Origin of the sequence: Burkholderia sp. Bp8998 (assembly GCF_003854235.1) — a bacterium.
Lineage (GTDB): Bacteria > Pseudomonadota > Gammaproteobacteria > Burkholderiales > Burkholderiaceae > Burkholderia.
In genome coordinates this window covers 276,285-296,497 of record NZ_QTQF01000001.1, presented here as the reverse complement: position 1 = coordinate 296,497, position 20,213 = coordinate 276,285, and the positions used below count along the sequence as shown (strand labels likewise).

General features: G+C 63.7%; 20 protein-coding genes and 1 pseudogene. 5 read left to right on the top strand and 16 right to left on the bottom strand.

Features of this window, described 5'->3' with window-relative positions; genetic code table 11:
* Positions 1–86 precede the first annotated feature (86 nt).
* The 5 genes and pseudogenes from DIE06_RS01335 to DIE06_RS01320 form a co-directional block, all read right to left on the bottom strand.
* Positions 87–875, bottom strand: coding sequence for a hypothetical protein (locus tag DIE06_RS01335; RefSeq protein WP_124659812.1), 789 nt, complete (start codon positions 873–875; stop codon positions 87–89).
* Between the two features lie 101 nt (positions 876–976).
* A pseudogene (locus DIE06_RS39510) lies at positions 977–1,084 on the bottom strand (methyl-accepting chemotaxis protein); the annotation flags it as partial.
* A gap of 95 nt (positions 1,085–1,179) precedes the next feature.
* A complete protein-coding gene (locus tag DIE06_RS01330) occupies positions 1,180–1,857 on the bottom strand; it encodes an OmpA family protein (RefSeq protein WP_124659811.1) in 678 nt (225 codons plus the stop codon).
* Between the two features lie 18 nt (positions 1,858–1,875).
* Entirely contained in the window at positions 1,876–2,640 is a 765-nt protein-coding gene (locus DIE06_RS01325; protein ID WP_124659810.1) for a flagellar motor protein, read from the bottom strand.
* Positions 2,641–2,656: 16 nt separating this feature from the next.
* Positions 2,657–3,904, bottom strand: a complete 1,248-nt coding sequence (locus tag DIE06_RS01320) for a cyclic nucleotide-binding domain-containing protein (protein ID WP_124659809.1) — start codon at positions 3,902–3,904, stop codon at positions 2,657–2,659.
* A gap of 542 nt (positions 3,905–4,446) precedes the next feature.
* Here DIE06_RS01320 and DIE06_RS01315 point away from each other — a divergent pair.
* Positions 4,447–5,349, top strand: a complete 903-nt coding sequence (locus tag DIE06_RS01315) for a hypothetical protein (RefSeq protein ID WP_260433505.1) — start codon at positions 4,447–4,449, stop codon at positions 5,347–5,349.
* A 40-nt stretch (positions 5,350–5,389) separates the two neighbouring features.
* On the opposite strand, the gene DIE06_RS01310 is transcribed toward DIE06_RS01315, so the two are convergent.
* The 3 genes from DIE06_RS01310 to DIE06_RS01300 all read right to left on the bottom strand — a co-directional run bounded on the left by DIE06_RS01310 (position 5,390) and on the right by DIE06_RS01300 (position 9,387).
* Positions 5,390–7,084, bottom strand: coding sequence for an NfrA family protein (locus DIE06_RS01310; protein WP_124659807.1), 1,695 nt, complete (start codon positions 7,082–7,084; stop codon positions 5,390–5,392).
* The gene (locus DIE06_RS01305) at positions 7,081–9,039 is read right to left on the bottom strand and encodes a glycosyl transferase family protein (RefSeq protein ID WP_124659806.1); all 1,959 of its coding nucleotides are present in this window, start codon (positions 9,037–9,039) and stop codon (positions 7,081–7,083) included. Before DIE06_RS01305 ends, DIE06_RS01310 begins: the two co-directional genes overlap by 4 nt.
* Positions 9,040–9,129: 90 nt before the next feature.
* Positions 9,130–9,387, bottom strand: a complete 258-nt coding sequence (locus tag DIE06_RS01300) for a hypothetical protein (RefSeq protein WP_124659805.1) — start codon at positions 9,385–9,387, stop codon at positions 9,130–9,132.
* Positions 9,388–9,887: 500 nt separating this feature from the next.
* Between DIE06_RS01300 and DIE06_RS01295 the strand changes: the two genes are divergently transcribed.
* The 3 genes from DIE06_RS01295 to DIE06_RS01285 all read left to right on the top strand — a co-directional run bounded on the left by DIE06_RS01295 (position 9,888) and on the right by DIE06_RS01285 (position 12,931).
* A complete protein-coding gene (locus DIE06_RS01295; RefSeq protein WP_260433504.1) occupies positions 9,888–10,193 on the top strand; it encodes a hypothetical protein in 306 nt (101 codons plus the stop codon).
* Between the two features lie 12 nt (positions 10,194–10,205).
* Complete coding sequence (locus DIE06_RS01290) at positions 10,206–11,849, top strand: DUF2334 domain-containing protein (RefSeq protein ID WP_124659804.1); 1,644 nt, start codon at positions 10,206–10,208, stop codon at positions 11,847–11,849.
* A gap of 110 nt (positions 11,850–11,959) precedes the next feature.
* A complete protein-coding gene (locus tag DIE06_RS01285; RefSeq protein ID WP_124659803.1) occupies positions 11,960–12,931 on the top strand; it encodes a hypothetical protein in 972 nt (323 codons plus the stop codon).
* Between the two features lie 84 nt (positions 12,932–13,015).
* Here the strand turns inward: DIE06_RS01285 and DIE06_RS01280 are convergent, their stop codons facing one another.
* On the bottom strand, positions 13,016–13,681 hold the full coding sequence (locus DIE06_RS01280) for a glutathione S-transferase family protein (protein WP_124659802.1): 666 nt from the start codon (positions 13,679–13,681) through the stop codon (positions 13,016–13,018).
* A gap of 288 nt (positions 13,682–13,969) precedes the next feature.
* On the opposite strand from DIE06_RS01280, the gene DIE06_RS01275 reads away from it, so the two are divergent.
* The gene (locus DIE06_RS01275) at positions 13,970–15,325 is read left to right on the top strand and encodes a polyhydroxyalkanoate depolymerase (RefSeq protein ID WP_124659801.1); all 1,356 of its coding nucleotides are present in this window, start codon (positions 13,970–13,972) and stop codon (positions 15,323–15,325) included.
* Positions 15,326–15,430: 105 nt separating this feature from the next.
* Here the strand turns inward: DIE06_RS01275 and DIE06_RS01270 are convergent, their stop codons facing one another.
* The 7 genes from DIE06_RS01270 to DIE06_RS01245 form a co-directional block, all read right to left on the bottom strand.
* Positions 15,431–15,898, bottom strand: coding sequence for a DUF3761 domain-containing protein (locus DIE06_RS01270; protein WP_124659800.1), 468 nt, complete (start codon positions 15,896–15,898; stop codon positions 15,431–15,433).
* Positions 15,899–15,959: 61 nt separating this feature from the next.
* Complete coding sequence (locus DIE06_RS38120; protein WP_167347852.1) at positions 15,960–16,097, bottom strand: HHHH-motif protein; 138 nt, start codon at positions 16,095–16,097, stop codon at positions 15,960–15,962.
* Positions 16,098–16,411: 314 nt separating this feature from the next.
* On the bottom strand, positions 16,412–16,846 hold the full coding sequence (locus DIE06_RS01265; protein ID WP_124659799.1) for a cupin domain-containing protein: 435 nt from the start codon (positions 16,844–16,846) through the stop codon (positions 16,412–16,414).
* Positions 16,847–16,939: 93 nt separating this feature from the next.
* Positions 16,940–17,707, bottom strand: a complete 768-nt coding sequence (locus tag DIE06_RS01260; RefSeq protein WP_124659798.1) for an ABC transporter ATP-binding protein — start codon at positions 17,705–17,707, stop codon at positions 16,940–16,942.
* 20 nt (positions 17,708–17,727) lie between these two features.
* Positions 17,728–18,441, bottom strand: coding sequence for an ABC transporter permease (locus tag DIE06_RS01255; RefSeq protein WP_124659797.1), 714 nt, complete (start codon positions 18,439–18,441; stop codon positions 17,728–17,730).
* Positions 18,438–19,127, bottom strand: a complete 690-nt coding sequence (locus DIE06_RS01250; RefSeq protein WP_124659796.1) for an ABC transporter permease — start codon at positions 19,125–19,127, stop codon at positions 18,438–18,440. The genes DIE06_RS01255 and DIE06_RS01250 overlap by 4 nt, the downstream gene beginning before the upstream one ends.
* 175 nt (positions 19,128–19,302) lie before the next feature.
* Positions 19,303–20,076: an ABC transporter substrate-binding protein gene (locus tag DIE06_RS01245; RefSeq protein ID WP_124659795.1), complete on the bottom strand. Its 774-nt coding sequence runs from the start codon at positions 20,074–20,076 to the stop codon at positions 19,303–19,305.
* Positions 20,077–20,213: the final 137 nt, after the last annotated feature.

The window sequence follows — 20,213 nt, the reverse complement described above, 5'->3', positions numbered from 1 at the left end:
GCGATGTCGCTACCTGTCAGGCGTCGAACGCACGTACCCCCATCGACGGCGAATCGCACCGCGCGATCGATCGCCGCGGCCGTCCGCTAGCGAACCACGGCGTCGGCCATCGACTGCGCCTGCGCGATCAGCCGCGGATAAATCCGCTGGGAAACCATTTGCCTGGCGAAACACGCCTGCCGCGCCGCCTCGGGCACGCTCGCGGCGCTGCACGCCGCGATCGGCCGAAGCGTCAGGTTCTTCCACAGGATATAAACCCGCTCGCCCTGCCGAACCGACACGGCCAGCGTGTTCGGCCCATCCGGTACGCCGTCCTGGCTTTCGCCCAGCAGCCACGCCTTCACCACGCCGTCGGCCGGCTGCCGCTTGACGGGCAACTCGGCGAAGCGAAACGCCGCGGCGTCGTCGCCGAAGACGTGCGTGTAAAGCGTTTCGTTGTCGAACATCGCGGCAACGTCGTCCGTCGGCTTGATGCCCGCATCCGCCGTGCGCGCCCATGCCTTCAGCAACGCAACGGTCGTCACGACGAGATTCGTCTTGCCGTCGCCCGATCTGAAGGCCAACCCGTCCGGCCCCGGCGGCGCCCCGTCGTCGGCGACGACGCTTTGCACGGTGCTCTCCGCGTTCGCGGCAAACCCTTTCGCCCTGACCGTGCCGACCAGCTTCGCCAGCCGCGCATTGACGTCGGCCGTGTACTGCCTGTCGAGGTTCGCCCGATCTTCCATCCGGGCCGCGACGACCGCAGCCGCCGCTTTCTTCCGATAGGCGAGATACGAATCCGCCGGCGATGCGATCACCTTCGCCCCGACCGCGGCGATCACCGCCGCGAGCACCACCGCCCCCACCCCGATCTTCAACCTTGAATTGCGCTTCATTTTTATGATGTCACCGAATCCCGCGCCGACTAGTCCAACGGCTGCCGAGCGCTCGCCGCAGCCGTCCTTCCGATGCGCGTCATTCTAACGTCGCGCGGACCTCATTCGTCCACCTTGAACGCGGATACCCGGCGCGTCAGTTCCGCCGCCTGCTGCCTCAGGCTATCCGCGGCCGCCGCACTTCCCTCGACCCGCGCTGCATTCTGCTCGTCCTTCACGCGCTTCGCCAGCCGGATCCCGTTGCGCGTGCCGGCATCGGGCTCGCCGTCGGCTTCCCATTGCAGCAGGCATGCATCGCGCGCGATCAGTACGCGACGAAGATCGTCACGCGCCGGTTGCGCGCCCGTGCCGCCGCATCGTCGCCCGCGACGAGCGGCTGCGTGTCGGCCCGTCCGATCGCCGCGAGCCGGTGCGGCGCGACGCCCCGCTCGGCCAGATAGCGCACGACGCTGCCGGCCCGCGCGGACGAAAGCTCCCAGTTCGATTCGTATTTCGCGTTCGCGATCGGCACGTTGTCGGTATGCCCTTCGACCAGGATATCGCCGGTCGCATGCTCGCTCAGCGCCCGCCCGATCTGGGTCAGCACGGGCGCGGCGTCGGACAGCAGGCGCGCATCGCCGACGTTGAACAGGATCTTCGCGTCGATGCCGATCTCGATGCCGTGCCGCGCGCGCACGAGCGAGATGCGGCCATTCGACTTCAGCGCGTCGAGCGATGCCAGCCAGGCGGGCGCACGGTCAGGCACGGCATCCCCGCTGCTCGCGATGCCGCTGTCGTGCCTTGCAAGCGTCTGATAGCGCGCATCGAGCGCGTTGTATTTCGCGAGCTGCAGCACGTACAGCGCGAGAAACAGCACCATCAGCGTCGTGATGAGGTCCGCGTAGGAAATCAGCCAGCGTCCGGACTGCGTACCCTCGGCTTCATCGTCGTCGCGATCGGCGGCGGCCGAGCCGGCCCGCGCCGCGTCAGTTCGAGCCGTCATGTCGGCGCTCCCGGTGCGTCATGCGAGCGACTCGGCCGCGCGGCCGCGCACGTCGCCGGTCAGCCGCGTTTCGATCGTATGCGGCGACTCCTTGCGCGAGATCGCGAGCAAGCCGTCGAGATACAGCTTGCGAAAGCGCAGCTCGCTGTCGATCTGCGCGCGCAGCTTGCCGTACAGCGGCAGAAACACGAGGTTCGCGAACGCCAGGCCGTAAAGCGTCGCGATGAACGCGACCGCGATGCCCGGGCCGAGCTGCGCCGGCTCGAGAATGTGGCTCGTCACCTGCACCAGCCCGAGCACCGAGCCGAGGATGCCGAACGTCGGCGCATAGCCGCCGGCCTGCTGCCACACGCGCGCGGCCGCCAGACGGCTGCGCTCGTACCCGTCGAGATCGCGCTGCAGCGCGTCCTCGAGCACCGCGGTCGACACGCCGTTCGCGAGCAGTTCGAGCCCGCGTCGCGCGAACGGATGAATGCCGCGCACGTCCATCGATTCGAATGCGAGCAGCCCTTCGAGCTTCGCGCGATCGCCCCATTCGAGCAGGTCGGTCAGGTGCTTGCGGTCGACCTCCTGCGCGCGCACGAACGCGAGCCGCAACTGCTTCACCGCGTCGAGGAATCGCGCCCACGTGTTCTGGATCATCACCGCACCGAGCGTGCCGCCGAGCACGATCACGAGCGCCTCGAACTGGAACAGCGTCGAGAAATGCCCGCCTTCCAGCGCGAAGCCGAACACGATCGCCACGCCGCCGAGCAGCACGCCGGCCAGGGTCAACAGGTCCATATGCGTCTCCGTCGGGTTACGCGTCGGATGAAGCGAGCGGCACGGAGGCCGCGCTTGCGACCGGCGCCTTGGCTGCGCGAACGGCATCCAGCACGCGCCGCTCGATCTCCTCGATCTCGAGCGGATCGAGCTTCAGCTCGCGGCGCATCACCCACGACACCTCGTTGCGCCGCGCCTCCGTCATCACGGAGAACAGCTTGTCGGCCACCGCGCGATCGTCGAGGCTCGCGATCAGCTTCGCGAGATCGTACGTGTCGAACGCACTGATCACGTCGAACAGCGTGCGCTGGTCGACCCCCACGATATCCTCGAGCGCGTGCACGTCGCCGCCAGCGCGTCGGTTGCGCCGCGAAAAATAGGCGACACCCTGCTGCTCGACATAACCGAGCACCTTCGACTTGCGGAACGCGAACACCTCTTCCGCGATCTCGCCGTGCGACAGCTTGTTGAGCAGGAGTTTCCGGTCGACACCGATCAGCGCCTCGAGATCGGCGAGTTCGATCAGCTCCAGCTCGCTGTTGATCGACACGTCGAGATCGTGATCGGCGACCTGCTGCGCGCGATCGACCACGCGCGCGGCATCGAACGTGACGACCTGGCGCGCATCCGACGACGCCGAGTAATCGGCCGCGCCGCCGGCATGGTCGGCCTGCGCGGCTTCGATCGTGACGAGATTGAGCTTCTCCATGCGGCGCAGCATCGCGAGCACGTGCGGACGCGAATGGCCGGCGATCGCGCGGCAGCGGCGGATCACGTCGGCGAGCGGCACCGACGTTTCCGCCGCGTGCGCCTGCATCGGCCGCCGCGACCACGCATCGTCCGAGCCGCGCGTCTCGGCGCCCGCGATCAGCGACAGCACATGCGCGTACGACAGCACGCCCGGCATGAAATCCGCATGCGTGTAGGTCGCCAGCTGATCGTCCTTGCGCTTCACGCGCCGGATCATCGTGCGCACGATATGACGCAGCAGCGCGGACACGTGCTCGATTTCCTCGTCGAGCAGCGCGGCCGGCACGACCGTGAGCTGACAGAACGACAGCGCCTTCGCGGTATGCGCGCGCGGCTCGGACGCGAGCAGCGCGGATTCGCCGAAGAATTCGCCGCGCCCGAGCGTCGCGACGACGACGCGCTTGTCGTCGCAGCGCGTCGACAGCTCGACCTTGCCGTCGGCGATCAGGAAGATGACGGGCTCCCCGGCGAAGCCCTCCGAATAGATGATTTCGCCGGGCGCGGCCGTACGCGTCCACGATTGCTGACGATTCAAGTTGATTCCCCTGCTGCGCTGGTTGTTGCGGACCGCGTCGCATGTCGCAGGCATGCGATCGACGGTCATCCCCGTGCCCGTCTTAACGTCATCGGCACAGGCATCCTTTAGGAAAATCGAACTCGTTTCGATCGAAAATCAAGGTGAAACGTTTGCGGATCCCCTGACATCTTTGGAAGATTCGATTCGATACATTAGTGCATCGCCCGAGCGAAAACCCGGGCATGCGTGGGCGACCCAATCGCCCCCTTCCGCGGCTCCCGCAGCCCCGCAATGAACCGGAAGCGATGCGCCGAAGCCGTCGCACCGGACCGATACCGCCGGCGTTCATTTCGGAATACTGCGTTTACCCTGACGGTGTCCCGAAGCGGCGCGCCCGGAGCTATCCGGCCCCGTTACTTCTCATATCATCCGATAATTAGCTTTTATTTTCGTCTAAAATCCCGCTTCCTCTTACTTTAGGATGGAAGACCGTTTTGTTTAGACTGACGAAAACTATCTCGCGTACGGCCGTTGCCGCATGCATTGCTTATGCCGGGCTCATGCCTTTATCCCGGACCGCCAACGCCCAGGTCGAACCGCTGAAGAATCCCGTCTACGGGGTGACGCTCGACGACCTGACCAAACTGGACGCGATCATCGCGTCGCTGCAGAACCTGCCGTACCGGCCGACCGTGCGCGTCGTATTCGACCCGGGTACGTCGGCCGCCGACTACTACGCACCGTTGCTGCGCCTGCACTCGGTCGCGTATGTGATGGGCGAAGTCTACGATTCCTACTATTTCCCGACGGATCTCACGACGTACAAGGCGCGAACGCAGGAACTGGTGTCGCAGTTGAAGAACACGGTCGACGTGTGGGAGATCGCCAACGAAATCAACGGCGAATGGCTGCGTAATGACCCGAGCGGCACGAACACCGTGGTCAATTCGGAAGAGCAGCAGATCGGCCAGATGGTCGCCGCGGCCAACACGATCGTCAAATCGAACGGCGGGAAGACCGCGATCACGCTGTACTACAACGACGACAGCAAGGGCACCAACTGTTGGGCGAAGCCGCAAGACTACTGGAAGACCTGGCCGACGAACTTCCTGCCGTCGACGGTTCGCCAGCAGGCCGACTACGCGCTGTTCAGCTACTACCCGTATCAGGATTGCCCGGGGCTGAATCCGTCGTGGAAGAACGATTTCGCGGCGCTGGAAAGCATCTTCCCGAACGCGAAGGTCGGCTTCGGCGAAATCGGGGTGTCGGACATCTCCGCGCCTGCATCGGTCCAGCAAAACCTGATCAAGACCTATTACCCGATGGTCAACAGCATGACCGATCCGCGTTTCATCGGCGGATTCTTCTGGTGGACCTACGTCGAGCAGATGATCCCGTATTCGACGAGCTCCTACTTCCAGTTGTTGCGTCAGACGATCCTCCCGCTCAAGTCGCCCAACTGATCGCCCCGTCCGCAGGCAGCTCCAGCGTCAGCGCAGTCGCTCAGAACCACAATGTCGCGCGCACCACGAGACCACGTGCGCGGGCCGCTGACGTCAATGGAAACCGGTATTGCACCGTCACGTCGAGATAGCTTGCCGGCGCGGTATACCTGCCTTCGCGAAACCAGTACCGAAACTGAACACCGGGCCCTGCACCGATTGCCGTCCTGTCCGTCTGACGATTGTCGTGATCGCCGGCCACCGCGACGTGCGGGTAGACGGTCAGCCGGTCGCTGAGCATCGGCAAACGCCACGTGTGCCCGTAACGCAGTTCCGAATAGATGATGTATCGGCCGGCTTTGATGAAGTATGCCCCCTCGACATAGGCCTGCCAGCTGCGCCAGCTCGGTTCGGTGACCCGCAGGTCGGTGCCCGCTTCCGACGAATAGCCCACGCGCATCAGCCAGTCCGTCATCGACAGGCTGCCGACATGGAACAGCCGCTCGGCGGTCAACACCACGTTCTGGTCGGGTATCGGCTTGTAGCGCGCGCCCACCGACCCTTGCACGGTCGGCATGCCGGTCACGTTGCCGTTGCCGTCGTAGGCCGTGCCGTACCCGCGTACGAAGAACTGGAAGATGCGGCCGTTCTGATAGCCGATCTTCGGGGGCTGCCAGTACGCCTCGACACCCGGCTGGAGCACGCTGATGGTGCCTTGCGGGCCGAATGCGGCCGACTGGTAGGGTGCACTCAGCACGAAACCCCAGGTGCGCTCCAGCTGCTCGACTTCCCGCCGATAGCCGAACTTGCGCTGCGTGTCGAACGCGTGCTCGTTTTCATCGGCGTCGAGACTCTGTTCGAACAGCTGGACGGACTGCTCGTTCAATCCGATCCGCTTCGCGGTGTAGCCCGCATCGGCGAAGTTCATCGCGTTGCCGGCGCCACCGGCGAAACCCTCCTGAAATGCGTCGAGCGCCTCGCGATCCTTGTGTTCACGCAGGAGGTCATAGGCCTGCTGCAACTTCCGTGTCGCGGTATCGTCGACCGGCGCCTGCGGCGGCTGATCGACTTGCCGTGCCTGCGCCGCGATCGACGCGGCCATGTTCCGCTCGGTGTCCGTCGACGCGTCGCTCGCCGCCAGGTCCGCCATGCGAATGGCGCTTTCGCGGTCACCGGCCTGCAAGCTCAGTTGCGCGATACGCAGCTGGATCACCGCCGATTTTTCATCGGCCAGCGGCGCCAGCGCCACACCGGCCTCATGCGGGCGATTTGCCGCGAGCGCGCTGTCCGACCATGCGAGACGCAGGTTGCGCTGCTGGTCCCTGCTCCATTTCCCGGTCGCGACGGCGGCCGAGAAATCGCGACACGCGACGTCGTAATGCATCTGCCGCTGCGCCAGGTAGCCATGCTGCGCCAGCACGGCTGCGCTTTTCGGAAAACGAACGCTCAACGATTCCAGCATCGCGTCCGCTTCGTCGACTTTTCCTTCCCGCCGGTAGATATCCGCGAGCAGCAGCCCGAGCTGTTCGCTTCCAGGCTGAACCTTGACGGCACGCAGCGCGTACTCCTCCGCGCGGGGCAGGTCGCCTGCGTTGATTGCCTTGTATGCACCGTCGGCGAGCCGATAGGCCTTGGGTGTCAGTTGCTGGGCGGCCGATGCCGGAGCCTGCCAGGCGAGCGACATGGCGATCGCCAGGGCGCTCAGCCGTGCGCAGCGCTTGAGACCGGCCGCGATCGGGCGTGTCGAGCGCTTCATAGCGGTTCTCCCGACGGCCTGTTCACCTGAAAGGCCTGTGGCATCGCGTCATTGCCGTCGCGTGCGCGTGCGAGCTCGACGAAGCGCGAGTGCCGGGCGAGTTCGGCAGCGATCTCCGTATCGCAGGCGATGAAATACGCAACGTTCGATCGGGCTCCCCGCCGCACGACATCCTGTTCGTCCTGCGTGAGCGGCCGCCCGACCGCGATGTTCAGCGTCCCGTCCTCCGAGGTTGAAAACGGAACGGCCAGGTAGGCGTACTGCAGCTCGAATGCCAGCGAGTCCGCGAAGTGGCCCACCGCGACGTTGCCCAGGCTCACCCGGGGCAGCTCCGCCTGCTCGGCGATGGCATCGGCCAGCGATTCGGCGGATAGCGCGCTGCCTTCGAGCAACAGTTCGCCCAGCCGCTTGCCGCATGTCAGCTGCTTCTCGAGGCTGGCCTGCAGTTGTTCCAGCGTGACCACGCCCCAGCCGACCAGGATTTCGCCGATCTTCAGGCGCGCCTTGCCGAGCTCCGCGTTCGACAGGTAGGTGTGGCTGGTCTTGTCCCATGCAATCGGCTTGCCGCTCGCCAGGTGGCCGATATAGATGCGCCAGGCCCGACAGACCGCATAGAAATTGATCAGGTTGTTGACGAACATCCTCGGGATCGAGAGCAGCCCCTGGACCGGACCGTTCAGCTTGCTGACGAAGTGGTAGCGTTGCCCGGCCCGGACACACAGCATGACGGTATTCACCCATAGCAACGGCGCGACCCATGCGCCGACGGTGACGAGGGGCGCGCCGACGGGGATCACATGGCCGGCTCTCTGAAGCGCGGCAAGCAACAGGAAGTTGATCAGCACCCCATAGGCAATGACCGAAAACAGCGACGTCACGATGCCCTTGCGATCGTGGAAGAACATGTAGCGGGTAAGGAGATCGCCCTTCCAGCCGAGTTGCTCCCAGCCCTGGAAGGCGATGCCGAGAATCCAGCGTGCGCGCTGCCGGTATGCGGTGCGAAACGTCTTCGGAAAATACTCGCGCGTGGCCAGCAGGTTCTGATTGGCGACTCCACGCTCTGAATGCCTGCCGCCGGCATCGCGTGCGATATCCGAGAGCGGAAAGCGGGCAAAGGTTTCCTTCATGCCGAGGTCTCTCAACCGGAAGCTGAAGTCGTAGTCCTCGGTCAGGGTACTGGTGTTGAACGGAGCGCCGCCGCGCGCCTTCATCGCCGCCTCGATCGAGCGCCGGCTGTAGCACGATGCAACGCCCGCGCCCGGAACGATACCGGTCAGGCGGCCCCGCACCGGCACGTCCTTCTGGTGCGATTCGCTGAAATCGTCGAGATAGCAGCCGGCCACGAACTCGTTCCATTTCCGCGGCAATGACAGGACCGGAAGCTGAACCAGGTCGCTGTCCGCCACCGCATGGTTGAGGTACTTGAGTTCAATCGGATGAACGACATCTTCGCAGTCGTGCATGACGACGCCTGCGAACCTGATATGGTGGACCTCTTCGTAGCGCAGGATCGCTTCGACGATCCAGTTCAGGCAATCGGCCTTGCAGGTCGGCCCGTCGTTCATGACCGTCGCACGCGTCACCCGCCCCGGGTACCGGCGCACCATCCGTTCGACTTCCGCCGTGGTTTCCGCGTCGTTGTGATAGGTTCCGACGAAGATGACGTAGCGCTCGTACTCGATGGTCGCCAGGGTGTTCTCGATCATCTTGGCGATCACGTCATACTCTTTCCATGCCGGCACCATGAGTGCCAGATGGCGCTCTTCCAGCGCTCGCAGCATGCCGATGTCGATGGTCTGGGATTTTTCGCGACGCAGGATTCGCCCGATTTCGAATGACCAATAGCAAGCATCCAGCGTAAGGTCATCCAGCGTGCTGACCAGGATGACGATGGCGGTCACAATGGCGACGAAGTTGAGTGCATACAAATACGCACTCCATATCATATTATCCATTTTCCGCGATTTTCTCTTGTCGGTGCTTCTTCCCCGTATACCAACGCAAGACGAAACGCTCCCCGTCCCCGTCGACCCCGTCACGTCCACTCAGCGGCTGATGCCACACCCATTCCTGTCGCACTCGAAATAATCGATCAGGTATCGCGCGCTATTGATACGACCACGTAGCAACACCAGGAATGCAACGTGTCGAGTGGATGACCTTTGATAGCCGGTTTCCCCCTGCTTGCCTGCCTCCGTCCCTGCATTCGCCAACGCGTTCAGCCATTCCCGATCCTGCGTCTCGCGGTGCTCCCCGGACACCGTCTTCTCGACGCACATCTCTTCAAGCAAGTCACGCGCCATCGTCACGCCATCCTTGATCCTTCCGGGCGCCGCGCATGCGCTACACGCGATCGGTGGAGCGAATCCGAGCCAAATGTTTCAGTGCTGAAACACGATCGGGCGATCCGCCGAAAGGTGTTTGGCAGGTCCGCGCCGCGCATCGGTTGCCACCATCGGCGGCGGCGTCACGCGATTCCTGCGGTGACTGGCTTTCCGTCAGCCGCCCTTGCAGGCTTTACGCGTGTACCCAATCAATTTCGGCGGCCCGGGCGGCGTTGCATGCGTGAAACGTTTATCGAAACAATTTCCGACTGCCGTGACGTGCCGATTTCGACGTCGCGGCCAGGTGCACATTTGCGGCTGATGGTACGGATCTAGCTTGAAAGCAAAACCATCCAGGTTTCATTTTTTTATCCGATATCAAGCAAAAAAAATCACGACATAACACTCTGATTTTCAATACGGGGTATTTCGCCGTGCTCGTTCCGTTAACGAGATGAATTCAATTTGCATATCAAAGGATGAAAATCATGCCTGCGCGTCGCAATCAATCTTTTCGAAACGGGTTAATCACCGCCGGGATACTCGTCGCCTTGACCTCCACGCTCGTCGTCACCGTCGCGGTTCGGGATACGAGCGCGCAGCAGGCGAGCATGCCGTCCAACGGCAAGGTCAAGCCCCCGCCATTGCCGAACGGTTCTGCTCACGTCAACGTGAAGCCCGGCATGTCCGACGAGGATTGGGAAAAGGCCTACAAGGAGACGGGGCGCCCCAAGTTTGACAGGAAGTCCGTCAAGAACGTCAATGGCAACGTGGAACGCGACTAGGGAGAAACGGCCATGAAAAAGATCTTGATCGTCATTGCGCTGCTTGCCGGACTCGCACAAATGACCTTGCCGGGCACAGCGCATGCGCAGGCCACCACGGCACATACGCTGGTGCTATACGACAACCCGCCCAACGTCCCGTACTCGAAGCTTGGCCTGATGTACAGCATCATGTTGAGGAACCTGCTCGGTCACTTCAATACGACGGTCGATCTGGTTCCGATACAGAACTACACGGCCGGCATGGTCGCGAATCACGACGTCACGTTCTATGTCGGCGACTACTACGACAACCCGATTCCGACGGCATTCATGAGCGACGTGATGACCGCCACGAAGACGGTCGTCTGGTTCAAGTACAACTTGTGGCAGCTCGCGTGGAACACGGCCTATACGTTCAACCAGACCTTCGGATTCAGCTTTCAGGGCCTTGCCGGGATGAACGCGACGCCTTCGTCGAGCAATCCGAATCCCGGCTTCTACGACACGGTCATGTACAAGAACCTGCCGATGGCCAAGTATTACGCGTATGACGCATCGACCGGCGTCGTCAACGCGGACCCGGATGTCGGACTCACCCAGGTCGTCGATGCCACCAAGGCACAGGTGCTCGTCACCATCAAGAACAGCCAGAGCGGCGCAACCGCGCCATACGTCATGCGCTCGGGCAAGCTCTGGTACTTCGCGGACATGCCGTTCACCTATATCGGCCCGACCGATCGATATCTGGTGATATGCGACATGCTGCACGATATCCTGCAGACCAATGCACCGGTGAATCATCGTGCGCTCGTGCGTCTCGAGGATCTCGACGCGTATACGACGACGGGTTCGATGAAGCAGATCTCGGATTACCTGTACTCGAAGAAGATCAAGTTCACGATGGCAACCATCCCGGTGTATAAGGATCCGAACGGCTATTACAACCAAGGTGTGCCGGAGACGATCCATCTTGCGCAGGCGACGGGCCTCAAGAGCGCCCTGAACTACGCGATCGCGCACGGCGGTTCGGTCGTGATGCACGGTTATACGCACCAGTACAATTCGACGCCGAATCTTCTGAACGCGGTCAGCGGTAGCGACTACGAGTTCTGGTACGCAGTACAGAATCGTCCTGTCGATGAGGATTCCGTACAATGGGCGAAGGGAAGAATGGCCGACGGCCTGCTCGAGTTCACGCTCAACGGCTACAAGATCGTCGGCTGGGCCGCGCCGCAGTACCATGTGTCGCCCAAGGCAGCATCAGCCACCGCGCAGACGTTCCCGACCACGTTCCAGCGGGCCGTCTACTACACGTCGACCAATCCGCAACTCGGAACCGGAGCACCCAACCAGGACTTTTCGGCCGGTCAGTTTTTCCCGTACATCATCAACTCCGATTACTACGGACAGCGGATTATCCCCGAGAACCTGGGCAGCATCCAGTACAACATCTGCAATATCGACCCGTTCTCTTGCATCACGTACCCGTGGCAGCAACTCATTAACAGTGCCACGTATGGCCTGGCGGTGCGGGACGGCTTCGCGTCGTTCTTCTTCCATCCGTTCTGGCTTGAACCCGAACTTGGATTGCCGGCTTACCAGGACTTCCAGAGTCTCGTGACCGGCATTACGAATCTCGGTTATACGTGGGTAGACGGCACGACGGCGAAGTGACGCGGGCTGGACGGCAGCCTCGTGCGACCCGCAGCGGCAACGCGGGTCGCACGTTTGCGTTTGATCGGCTACGATGACGCGGGAGGATTGCTTCCGGGGAGGTAGTCGCGATGATCACGTACGCCATCCCGGCCTTGCGCAGGCTCCAACAGCGTCTGGGCCGGTTCCGACAGGCCCGCCTGCCGCGCCGGCGCTCGCACGCGCCGCGTTCGTCCGGCGCGGCGACGCTCGCGGTCGTCGGTGCAGCGCTTGCCATGGCCGCGTGTAGCTGGACGGCGCACGACGTCTACGCCGACGGAATCGTCTGGCAGGTGGACAACACGACGACGAATCCCGTCGGAAACTGGCAACAGCTCGGCGTGCACGATCTGTTGATCCAGTGGGTCGTCGTCGACGATACCGCGTACATTGCCAACACCCGCATCCGTCCCGCGGCGCACCTTCCCGACTGGGAACGCATCGGTCGCGAGCCGTGGGCCAGAAACGTCATCCTGGGCCTGGCCGGCTATCAGGACGAAGGGCGTGCGCGCACCCATCTGTCGACCCTCGCGGATCAGTCCGCGGAAATCGCGCGCGTGCCGGTCCCGTTGCATGTCACCGGCTACTACTTCCCGGTCGAAATCGATCCGACCTGGCAGGACGCGCCCAAGCTAGCCGAGATCCTGAAGGGGCTGCCGCGCCCGCTGTGGGTGAGCGTCTACGACCAGACCAACATCGGCGGAAAGGCACTGGCGGACTGGCTCGCGTCGTGGCTGCCTTCGGATGTCGGGGTGTTCTTCCAGGACGGCTGCGGCGTCTATGCGCGCGAACCCTACGTCGCTCGCACCTACCTCGACGCGTTGGCTGCGCGCCTGGGAAAACGACGCGTGCGGATGATCGCCGAGGCCTTCCGGCCAGCCGAGCATGGTGGATTCCGTGCGGCCAGCGCCGAAGAATTGAGCAAGCAGCTGGCGGCTTATCGGGGCAATCAGGTCTACCTGTTCGATGGCCCGCACTATGTATCGGACAAACTCACACGTGAACTCGTCACCGGACCGGCCAGGCCGCCGGCGGTCAAGCCCGCCGGAACGAGTAGTCCCTGATCGTGGCCGCCCCCGAGTGCCAACGCAGACAGCAAACGACAGGTCGGCTGCCGTCCGATTGAAAGCACGAAGGGGCGTTGCGCGTCAGAACTCCATGTCGAGTTCGTCGATGTCTTCGTGCTCCGCTTTCGCGGCCTCGATCCACTCCGCAACGAACGGATGCGCGAGCACCTGCATGCAGTACTCGGCGATATCGGGCTCGAGTTTCACGTCGTAGGTCAGGAATCGCGTGACGACCGGCGCGTACATCGCATCAGCGATGCCGATCTGCTCGCCGAACAGCCAGGGACCGCCATACGCGGCCAGACACTCGCGCCAGATCGTCACGATGCGCTCGATGTCGTGCTGCGCACGCGACCAGATCCGGAAACCGGGAAAATGCGCACGCAGGTTCATCGGCAGCGCGGAGCGCAGCGCGCTGAAACCGGAATGCATCTCGCCGCAGATCGACCGGCAATGCGCGCGCGCACGCCGGTCGTCGGGCAGCAGCCGTGCCTGCGGCCGGATTTCGTTCAGGTATTCGGCGATCGCGAGCGTGTCCCACACCGTGCTGCCGTCGTGCGTCAGGCACGGCACGAGAATCGACGGCGACAGCAACAGCAGCTCCGCGCGCGATGCCGCATCGATCGGCACGCTGACCGTCTCGAACGCGAGCCCGCTCAGCTTCGCGAGCAGCCAGCCGCGCATCGACCACGACGAGTAATTGCGGCTGCTGATGGTCAGCGTCGTCTGTCTTCCGGTGACTTCCATGTCGCTCCCCTGTTCAAAACCGTTCGTGCCCCTGCACCGAAAACGGACGCCGCGCGACGTCTCCCGCACCATGCCGGTGCCGCGCATTCGCCGAACTGGCGCGGCACCGCACGCCGTCGAAGCACGTGCCGCACGTCTGCCGGCTCGGCAACGCATCGCATGCGGTTGCCAGGTGTCGCGTGCCGCCTGCATCGCCGCGTTCTCGAACCGCGTGCAACGCGCGTGCCAGCCGCAAGCTGGCACATCGCTTGCCTCGTTCCATCCAACGCGGCACAACGAGCGACAGCCATGAATCTGCTTGCCTATCCGTTCTATCAATGGTCTGCAGAATGCACGCGTCCGGCGCGCGCATGGGCCGCCGCTACACGCGCGACGATGTCGCTGTGGCCGCCCGCCACCGCGACGCCGACCGGCCGCACGCTCGACGCGCTGTGCGAACTGCTCGAATGCTGCGCGTTCTCGCATCGGCGTCCGCCGTTCGGCATCGCGTCGATCGTCGTCGACGGTGAAACGGTGCCGATCGTCGAGGAAGCCGCCGCTGCCACACCGTTCGGCACGTTGCTGCATTTCCGCAAGGCACTGCCGGTGGCGCGCCAGCCGCGCGTGCTGATCGTGGCTCCAATGTCCGGGCATTTCGCGACGCTGTTGCGCGGCACCGTGCATACGATGCTTGCCGACCACGACGTGTACATCACCGATTGGCACAACCCGCGCGACATCCCGCTGGCGGCCGGACGGTTCGGCTTCGACGAATACGTCGCGCACGTGATCGACTTCATCCATCAGATCGGCCCGGATGCGCACGTGCTCGCGATCTGCCAGCCAACCGTTGCCGCACTCGCAGCGGTCGCGCTGATGGCCGCCGGCGGCGATCCGGCGCAGCCCGCGAGCCTGACGCTGATGGCAGGGCCGATCGATTGCCGCGTGAATCCGACGAAGGTCAACGCGCTCGCGACGAGCCAGCCGATCGCATGGTTCGCGCGCAACCTGATCAGTGTCGTACCGGCGGGTTTCGTCGGTGCGCAACGACGCGTGTATCCGGGCTTCGTGCAGGTCGGCGCGTTCATGTCGATGAATCCCGATCGCCATGCGGCGTCGTTCGCCGACCTGTATTACGAGCGCGCGAAAGGCGACCCGGCAAAAGCCGACACGCTGCGGCACTTCTACGACGAATACTTCGCCACCGCCGATCTCACCGCGGAGTTCTATCTGGAAACGGTCGAGAAGGTGTTCCAGCAATACGCGCTCGCGCGCGGCGAGCTGACGGTCGGCGATCGGCTCGTCGAACCGGCGGCGATTCATCGCACCGCGCTGTTGACGATCGAAGGCGAGAAGGACGATATCTGCGCAGTGGGCCAGACGGTGGCCGCGCAGGAACTGTGTTCGGGGTTGCCGTCGTACCTGAAGACGCACCACGTACAGACGGGGGCAGGCCACTACGGCGTGTTCAACGGCAGCCGCTGGGAAACGCAGATCTATCCGATCGTGCGGGCGATGATCCATGACAACGAGCCATACGATCGCACCGCGGGTGCGGAAGGCAACGCGGACGGCACGCATTACGTGACGCTGCGCGCGCTGCTCGATGCGCGCGCAACCATGAACGATGTAGCAACCGACACGCCGTCGCATCAAGCTCACTGAAGCCGGACGACGCTGAAAATGAAACGCCCCGCCGTTGATGGCGGGGCATGCGTTGCTGCAGCGTGCGGACGACGCGTGCGGGAGCGGCTCGCGCGTCAGCCTACGTTACGAACAGGCCTTGCCGTGCGACGCGTGGTAACCCTTCGCCTTCGCGTCGGCTTCCGACATGTAGCTGCCGTGCTTCGTCTTGCCGTAGTACTTGTCGGTCGAGCAGTGATAGACCTTCGTGCTGTCGTTCGCCCACACCTTGCCCGGGCCGCCGCCCGGCGCTGCCGCCGCGGTCGTTGCAGCCGCGCTCTTCGCCGGCGCGGTGCCGGACGCAGGGGCTGCGGAGGCCGCCGTGGCCGGTGCGGCGGCCGGTGCGCTCGCGGCGGCCGACGACGATGCGCCGTACCAGGTCTTCACACCCTTGTGGCCCGCGCATGCGCCCTTCTTCGATGCGCCCGAGTAGAACGAGCCGTCCTTGCACAGACCGGTCGTGCCGGCCGGCGCGCTGGCCGGAACCTGCGCGAATGCACCGATCGACATACCCATGCCGGCGACCAGCGCGGCGATCAACATCGTCTTTTTCATGGTCCTCTCCTGATTTGCCTGAATGAAGAATGCGTTCCGGGTATTCCCGGGAAAGTCGCGGTTACCGCACCCAGCGGCACACGCGATGGTGGTGGTGATCGAAATGACACACACGGTGCGAATGCGCTTCGGCCAGTGCCGGAGCGAGAACGGCACATGCCACTGCGGTGGCCGTCAGGATCTTCGCGATGCGCTTCATGAAACTCTCCCGGGTAAATCAACCGGTGATCCGGCTGGTACCTCCTTAACGCCGCTCGACGACAGGCCGTGCACGGCATCCACCCGCAATTGACGATCTTTGACATCGCGGCGCTGTCAACGCATCGAAACTGACGAATGTCTTTCTTTTCTTTCCGGATCTTCAGCTTATCGACCATTTGGAATTCGAAAGAATGTGAACAAGGAAATGCGGATCGCACGGAAACGTCCATGGAGGGCAGCACAAAAAAAACCGCCCGAGGGCGGTTTGTCACAAACAGGCGTACGGATGATGCATGCGGAAACACCGCGCAGCTACGCCCCCGCCTCTCCCCACGGCGTCGGCGGCGGTACCGCGCATGGCCCCTCGACATCGATCGACTTGAAATCGGCGGGCCCGACGATCTCCAGATACTCCATGTCCGGCGAGTAATCGAACAGGTAGTGGACGATCCCCGGCGCCTGGTGCACGCAGTCGCCGGCGCTCACCAGCGTCTCCCGTTCGCCGTACATGAAGCGCGCCCAGCCCTTCAGCATGATCACGATATGGAACTCGGCCTCGTGACGGTGCCAGCCGGTGCCCGCCTCCGGTGCATGATTCGCCCTGACGAGTTGCGCGACGACCTTGCCGTTCGTCGCGGCCGCGATGCCAAGATCGCGATACAGGAAGAAGTCACGCAGGCCTTCGCCGCGATAGGCGGTGTCCTGCGGCTTCACATGGGAAAAGGCGGTGGTGGTCGGTGTGCTCATCGCGGTGCTCCTTCATCGAAAGGATCCCGCGTGACAAGCATTTAGCGTTCCAGTGTGCGGCGTCCCGGGCAGCCCGCGACGCCGCCTGCCGGCCTACTTCAACCGCCCCGACAGGAACTGCCCGAGCCGTTCGCTCTTCGGGTTCACGAGAATCTCCTGCGGATTCCCTTCTTCTTCGATCTTCCCCTGGTGCAGGAAGATCACGTGGTTCGACACATTGCGCGCGAAGCCCATCTCGTGCGTGACGACGACCATCGTGCGGCCTTCCTCCGCGAGCTTCTGCATCACCTTCAGCACTTCGCCGACGAGCTCCGGATCGAGCGCCGACGTCGGCTCGTCGAACAGCATCACTTCCGGCTCCATCGCAAGCGCGCGCGCAATCGCGACGCGCTGCTGCTGGCCACCCGACAGATGCGACGGATACATGCCCTCGACGCGCGGCGCGAGGCCGACCTTCTCCAGATACTTGCGCGCCCGCGCGATCGCTTCGTCCTTGCTGACCCCGAGCACGGCCATCGGCGCTTCGATGATGTTCTCGAGCACCGTCATGTGCGCCCACAGGTTGAAGTGCTGAAACACCATCGACAGCTTCGTGCGCATCCGCTGCAGCTGCTTCTGGTCGGCCACGCGCAGCGAGCCGTTGCGGTCGCGCGTGGTCTGGATTTGCTCGCTGCCGATCGTGATCTGCCCCGAGCACGGCTGCTCGAGGAAGTTGATGCAGCGCAGGAACGTGCTCTTGCCGGAGCCGCTCGAGCCGATGATGCTGATCACGTCGCCGGCCTTCGCCTTCATCGACACGCCCTTCAACACCTCGTTGTCGCCGAACTTCTTGTGCAGGTTGTCAACGGTGAGCTTGTACATGCTTGATCCTTTCTTGCGAATTAGTGGCCGCGCGGCGAGAGGTACGCGAGCCAGCGCGTCTCGAGCTTGCGGAACGCCCAGATGAGCGTGAACACGACGATGGCGTACAGCACGGCGGCGATGCCGTAGGCCTGGAACGACATGTACGTCGCGGAGTTGACGTCGCGCGTGACCTTCAGGATGTCGGGCACGGTCGCTGTGAACGCGAGCGTCGTCGCGTGCAGCATCAGGATCACTTCGTTGCTGTAGCTCGGCAGCGAGCGGCGCAGCGCGGACGGCAGGATGATGCGCGTATAGAGCTTGAAGCGCGACATTCCATAGGCCATCCCGGCCTCGATCTCGCCGGCCGACGTCGCCTTGATCGCACCCGCGAAGATCTCGGTCGCATACGCGCATTCGTTCAGCACGAACGCGAGCAGCGTGCAGTTCATCGCGTTGCGGAAGAACGCGTCGAGCAGCACGTGGTCGTGCACGACCTGCAGGCTGTAGATGCCGGTGTAGCACATCAGCAGCTGCACGTAGAGGGGCGTGCCGCGGAACACGTACGTATAGAGCCATACCGGGCCGGAGATCCAGCGGTTCGACGACGCGCGCGCGATCGCGAGCGGCACGGCCAGCGCGAAGCCGAGCGCGATCGACACGACCAGCAGCCACAGCGTGATCGCGAGGCCGCTGAAGCGGTAGCCGTCGGTGTAGAGATAGCTTTGCCAGTACTGGCTGACGAGTTCGATCACAGTGCAAGCCTCCGGACGCCGACGGAATAACGCTTCTCGAGGTGGTGCAGCACGACGTTCGACACCGTCGTGATCGCCAGGTAGATCGCGCCGGCCGCGAGCGTGAAGAAGAAGAAATCGAGCGTGCTCTTGCCGGCGTCCTGCGACGCCTTCACGACATCGGCGAGACCGATGATCGACACCAGCGCGGTGGCCTTCACGAGCACCTGCCAGTTGTTGCCGATGCCCGGCAGCGCGAAGCGCATCATCTGCGGGAACAGGATCCGGTGGAACACGCGCCAGCCGCTCATCCCGTACGCGAAGCCCGCTTCGAGCTGGCCGCGCGGCACCGCGAGGAACGCGCCGCGGAACGTCTCGGTGAAGTACGCGCCGTAGATGAAGCCGAGCGTGATCACGCCGGCCACGAACGGGTCGATGTCGATCTGGTCCCAGCCGAGCACGTCGGTCACGTCGTTCAGCAGGATCTGGATCCCGTAGAACAGCAGCAGCATCAGCACGAGATCGGGCACCGCGCGGATCAGCGTCGTATAGAACGTGCCGACCGACTTGAGCACGCGGTGGGTCGACAGTTTCGCGGCCGCGCCCGCGAGGCCCAGTACGAGCGACGCGGCGAGCGACAGCACCGCGAGCTTCACGGTCTCGACCGTGCCGGCCCACAACAGCGGGCCAAATCCTTGGAAGATCATATGAGGGATCCAGAACGATGTGGCTGGATTGTCAATAGCCATTAACCGCGCATCAAACGATATCTGCGCACTACCTGATGCAACCTGCTCATCAAGCCGGACGCATCACGCGAAGCGGGCTGCACCCGGCAACAGACGCGGCGCGCACCACAGCCGATGCGCGCCGCACGGACGGTCAGCCGCCGTAGACGTCGAAGGCGAAGTACTTCTTCTCGAGCTTCTTGTACGTGCCGTCCTTGATGATGTCGGCGATCGCATGGTCGATCTTCGCCTTCAGGTCGGCGTCGTCCTTGCGCAGCCCGATGCCGGCACCGTTGCCGAGCGTCTTCGGATCGTCGATGTCCTTGCCGGCGAATTCGAAGTTCGCGCCGCGCGGCGTCTTCAGGAAGCCGAGGTCGGCCTGCACCGCATCCTGCAGCGCGGCGTCGAGGCGGCCGGACATCAGGTCCTGGTACACGCCGTCCTGGTTCTGGTAAGGCACGACCTGCACGCCCTTCGGCGCCCAGTAGGCCTTCGCGTAGGTTTCCTGGATCGTGCCCTGCTCGACACCGACCGACTTGCCCTTCAGCGATTCGGCCGTCGGCTGCAGGCCGGTGCCCTTCTTCGCGACGAGGCGCGTCGGCGTGTTGAACAGCTTGTCGGAGAACGCGATCTGCTCGGCGCGCGCCGGCGTCATCGACATCGACGACAGCACGCCGTCGAACTTCTTCGCCTTCAGCGCCGGGATCATCCCGTCGAAGTCGTTCTCGATCCACACGCATTTCGCCTTCAGGCGCGCGCAGATCTCGTTGCCGAGATCGACGTCGAAACCGACGACCTTGCCGCTCGCGTCCTTCGATTCGAACGGCGGATAGCTGGCGTCGACACCGAACCGGATCGTCGACCAATCCTTGGCATGGGCACCGACCGCGATGCAGGCAAGGGCAATACTGAGCGCGAGTTTCTTCATGGCGTTCCTGTCATAGGCAAACTGGGCACGGGTCCCGTCGGGCGGCGCCGCCGCGAACCCTTCCAACCCGAAAGCCGCCCGTCTGGCGACTTCCCAAGTTGTACATACAACTTTGCCTTTTCCAGGTCACTACCAGC

Bases quoted from the DNA above. Each gene is read 5' to 3' on its own strand.
- DIE06_RS01325 (WP_124659810.1), bottom strand. From the start codon at position 2,640: ATGGACCTGTTGACCCTGGCCGGCGTGCTGCTCGGCGGCGTGGCGATC.
- DIE06_RS01330 (WP_124659811.1), bottom strand. From the start codon at position 1,857: ATGACGGCTCGAACTGACGCGGCGCGGGCCGGCTCGGCCGCCGCCGAT.
- DIE06_RS01275 (WP_124659801.1), top strand. From the start codon at position 13,970: ATGAATCTGCTTGCCTATCCGTTCTATCAATGGTCTGCAGAATGCACG.
- DIE06_RS01265 (WP_124659799.1), bottom strand. From the start codon at position 16,846: ATGAGCACACCGACCACCACCGCCTTTTCCCATGTGAAGCCGCAGGAC.
- DIE06_RS01250 (WP_124659796.1), bottom strand. From the start codon at position 19,127: ATGATCTTCCAAGGATTTGGCCCGCTGTTGTGGGCCGGCACGGTCGAG.
- DIE06_RS01285 (WP_124659803.1), top strand. From the start codon at position 11,960: ATGATCACGTACGCCATCCCGGCCTTGCGCAGGCTCCAACAGCGTCTG.
- DIE06_RS01260 (WP_124659798.1), bottom strand. From the start codon at position 17,707: ATGTACAAGCTCACCGTTGACAACCTGCACAAGAAGTTCGGCGACAAC.
- DIE06_RS38120 (WP_167347852.1), bottom strand. From the start codon at position 16,097: ATGAAGCGCATCGCGAAGATCCTGACGGCCACCGCAGTGGCATGTGCC.
- DIE06_RS01245 (WP_124659795.1), bottom strand. From the start codon at position 20,076: ATGAAGAAACTCGCGCTCAGTATTGCCCTTGCCTGCATCGCGGTCGGT.
- DIE06_RS01295 (WP_260433504.1), top strand. From the start codon at position 9,888: ATGAAAATCATGCCTGCGCGTCGCAATCAATCTTTTCGAAACGGGTTA.
- DIE06_RS01305 (WP_124659806.1), bottom strand. From the start codon at position 9,039: ATGGATAATATGATATGGAGTGCGTATTTGTATGCACTCAACTTCGTC.
- DIE06_RS01300 (WP_124659805.1), bottom strand. From the start codon at position 9,387: ATGGCGCGTGACTTGCTTGAAGAGATGTGCGTCGAGAAGACGGTGTCC.
- DIE06_RS01280 (WP_124659802.1), bottom strand. From the start codon at position 13,681: ATGGAAGTCACCGGAAGACAGACGACGCTGACCATCAGCAGCCGCAAT.
- DIE06_RS01270 (WP_124659800.1), bottom strand. From the start codon at position 15,898: ATGAAAAAGACGATGTTGATCGCCGCGCTGGTCGCCGGCATGGGTATG.
- DIE06_RS01310 (WP_124659807.1), bottom strand. From the start codon at position 7,084: ATGAAGCGCTCGACACGCCCGATCGCGGCCGGTCTCAAGCGCTGCGCA.
- DIE06_RS01290 (WP_124659804.1), top strand. From the start codon at position 10,206: ATGAAAAAGATCTTGATCGTCATTGCGCTGCTTGCCGGACTCGCACAA.
- DIE06_RS01335 (WP_124659812.1), bottom strand. From the start codon at position 875: ATGAAGCGCAATTCAAGGTTGAAGATCGGGGTGGGGGCGGTGGTGCTC.
- DIE06_RS01315 (WP_260433505.1), top strand. From the start codon at position 4,447: ATGCCTTTATCCCGGACCGCCAACGCCCAGGTCGAACCGCTGAAGAAT.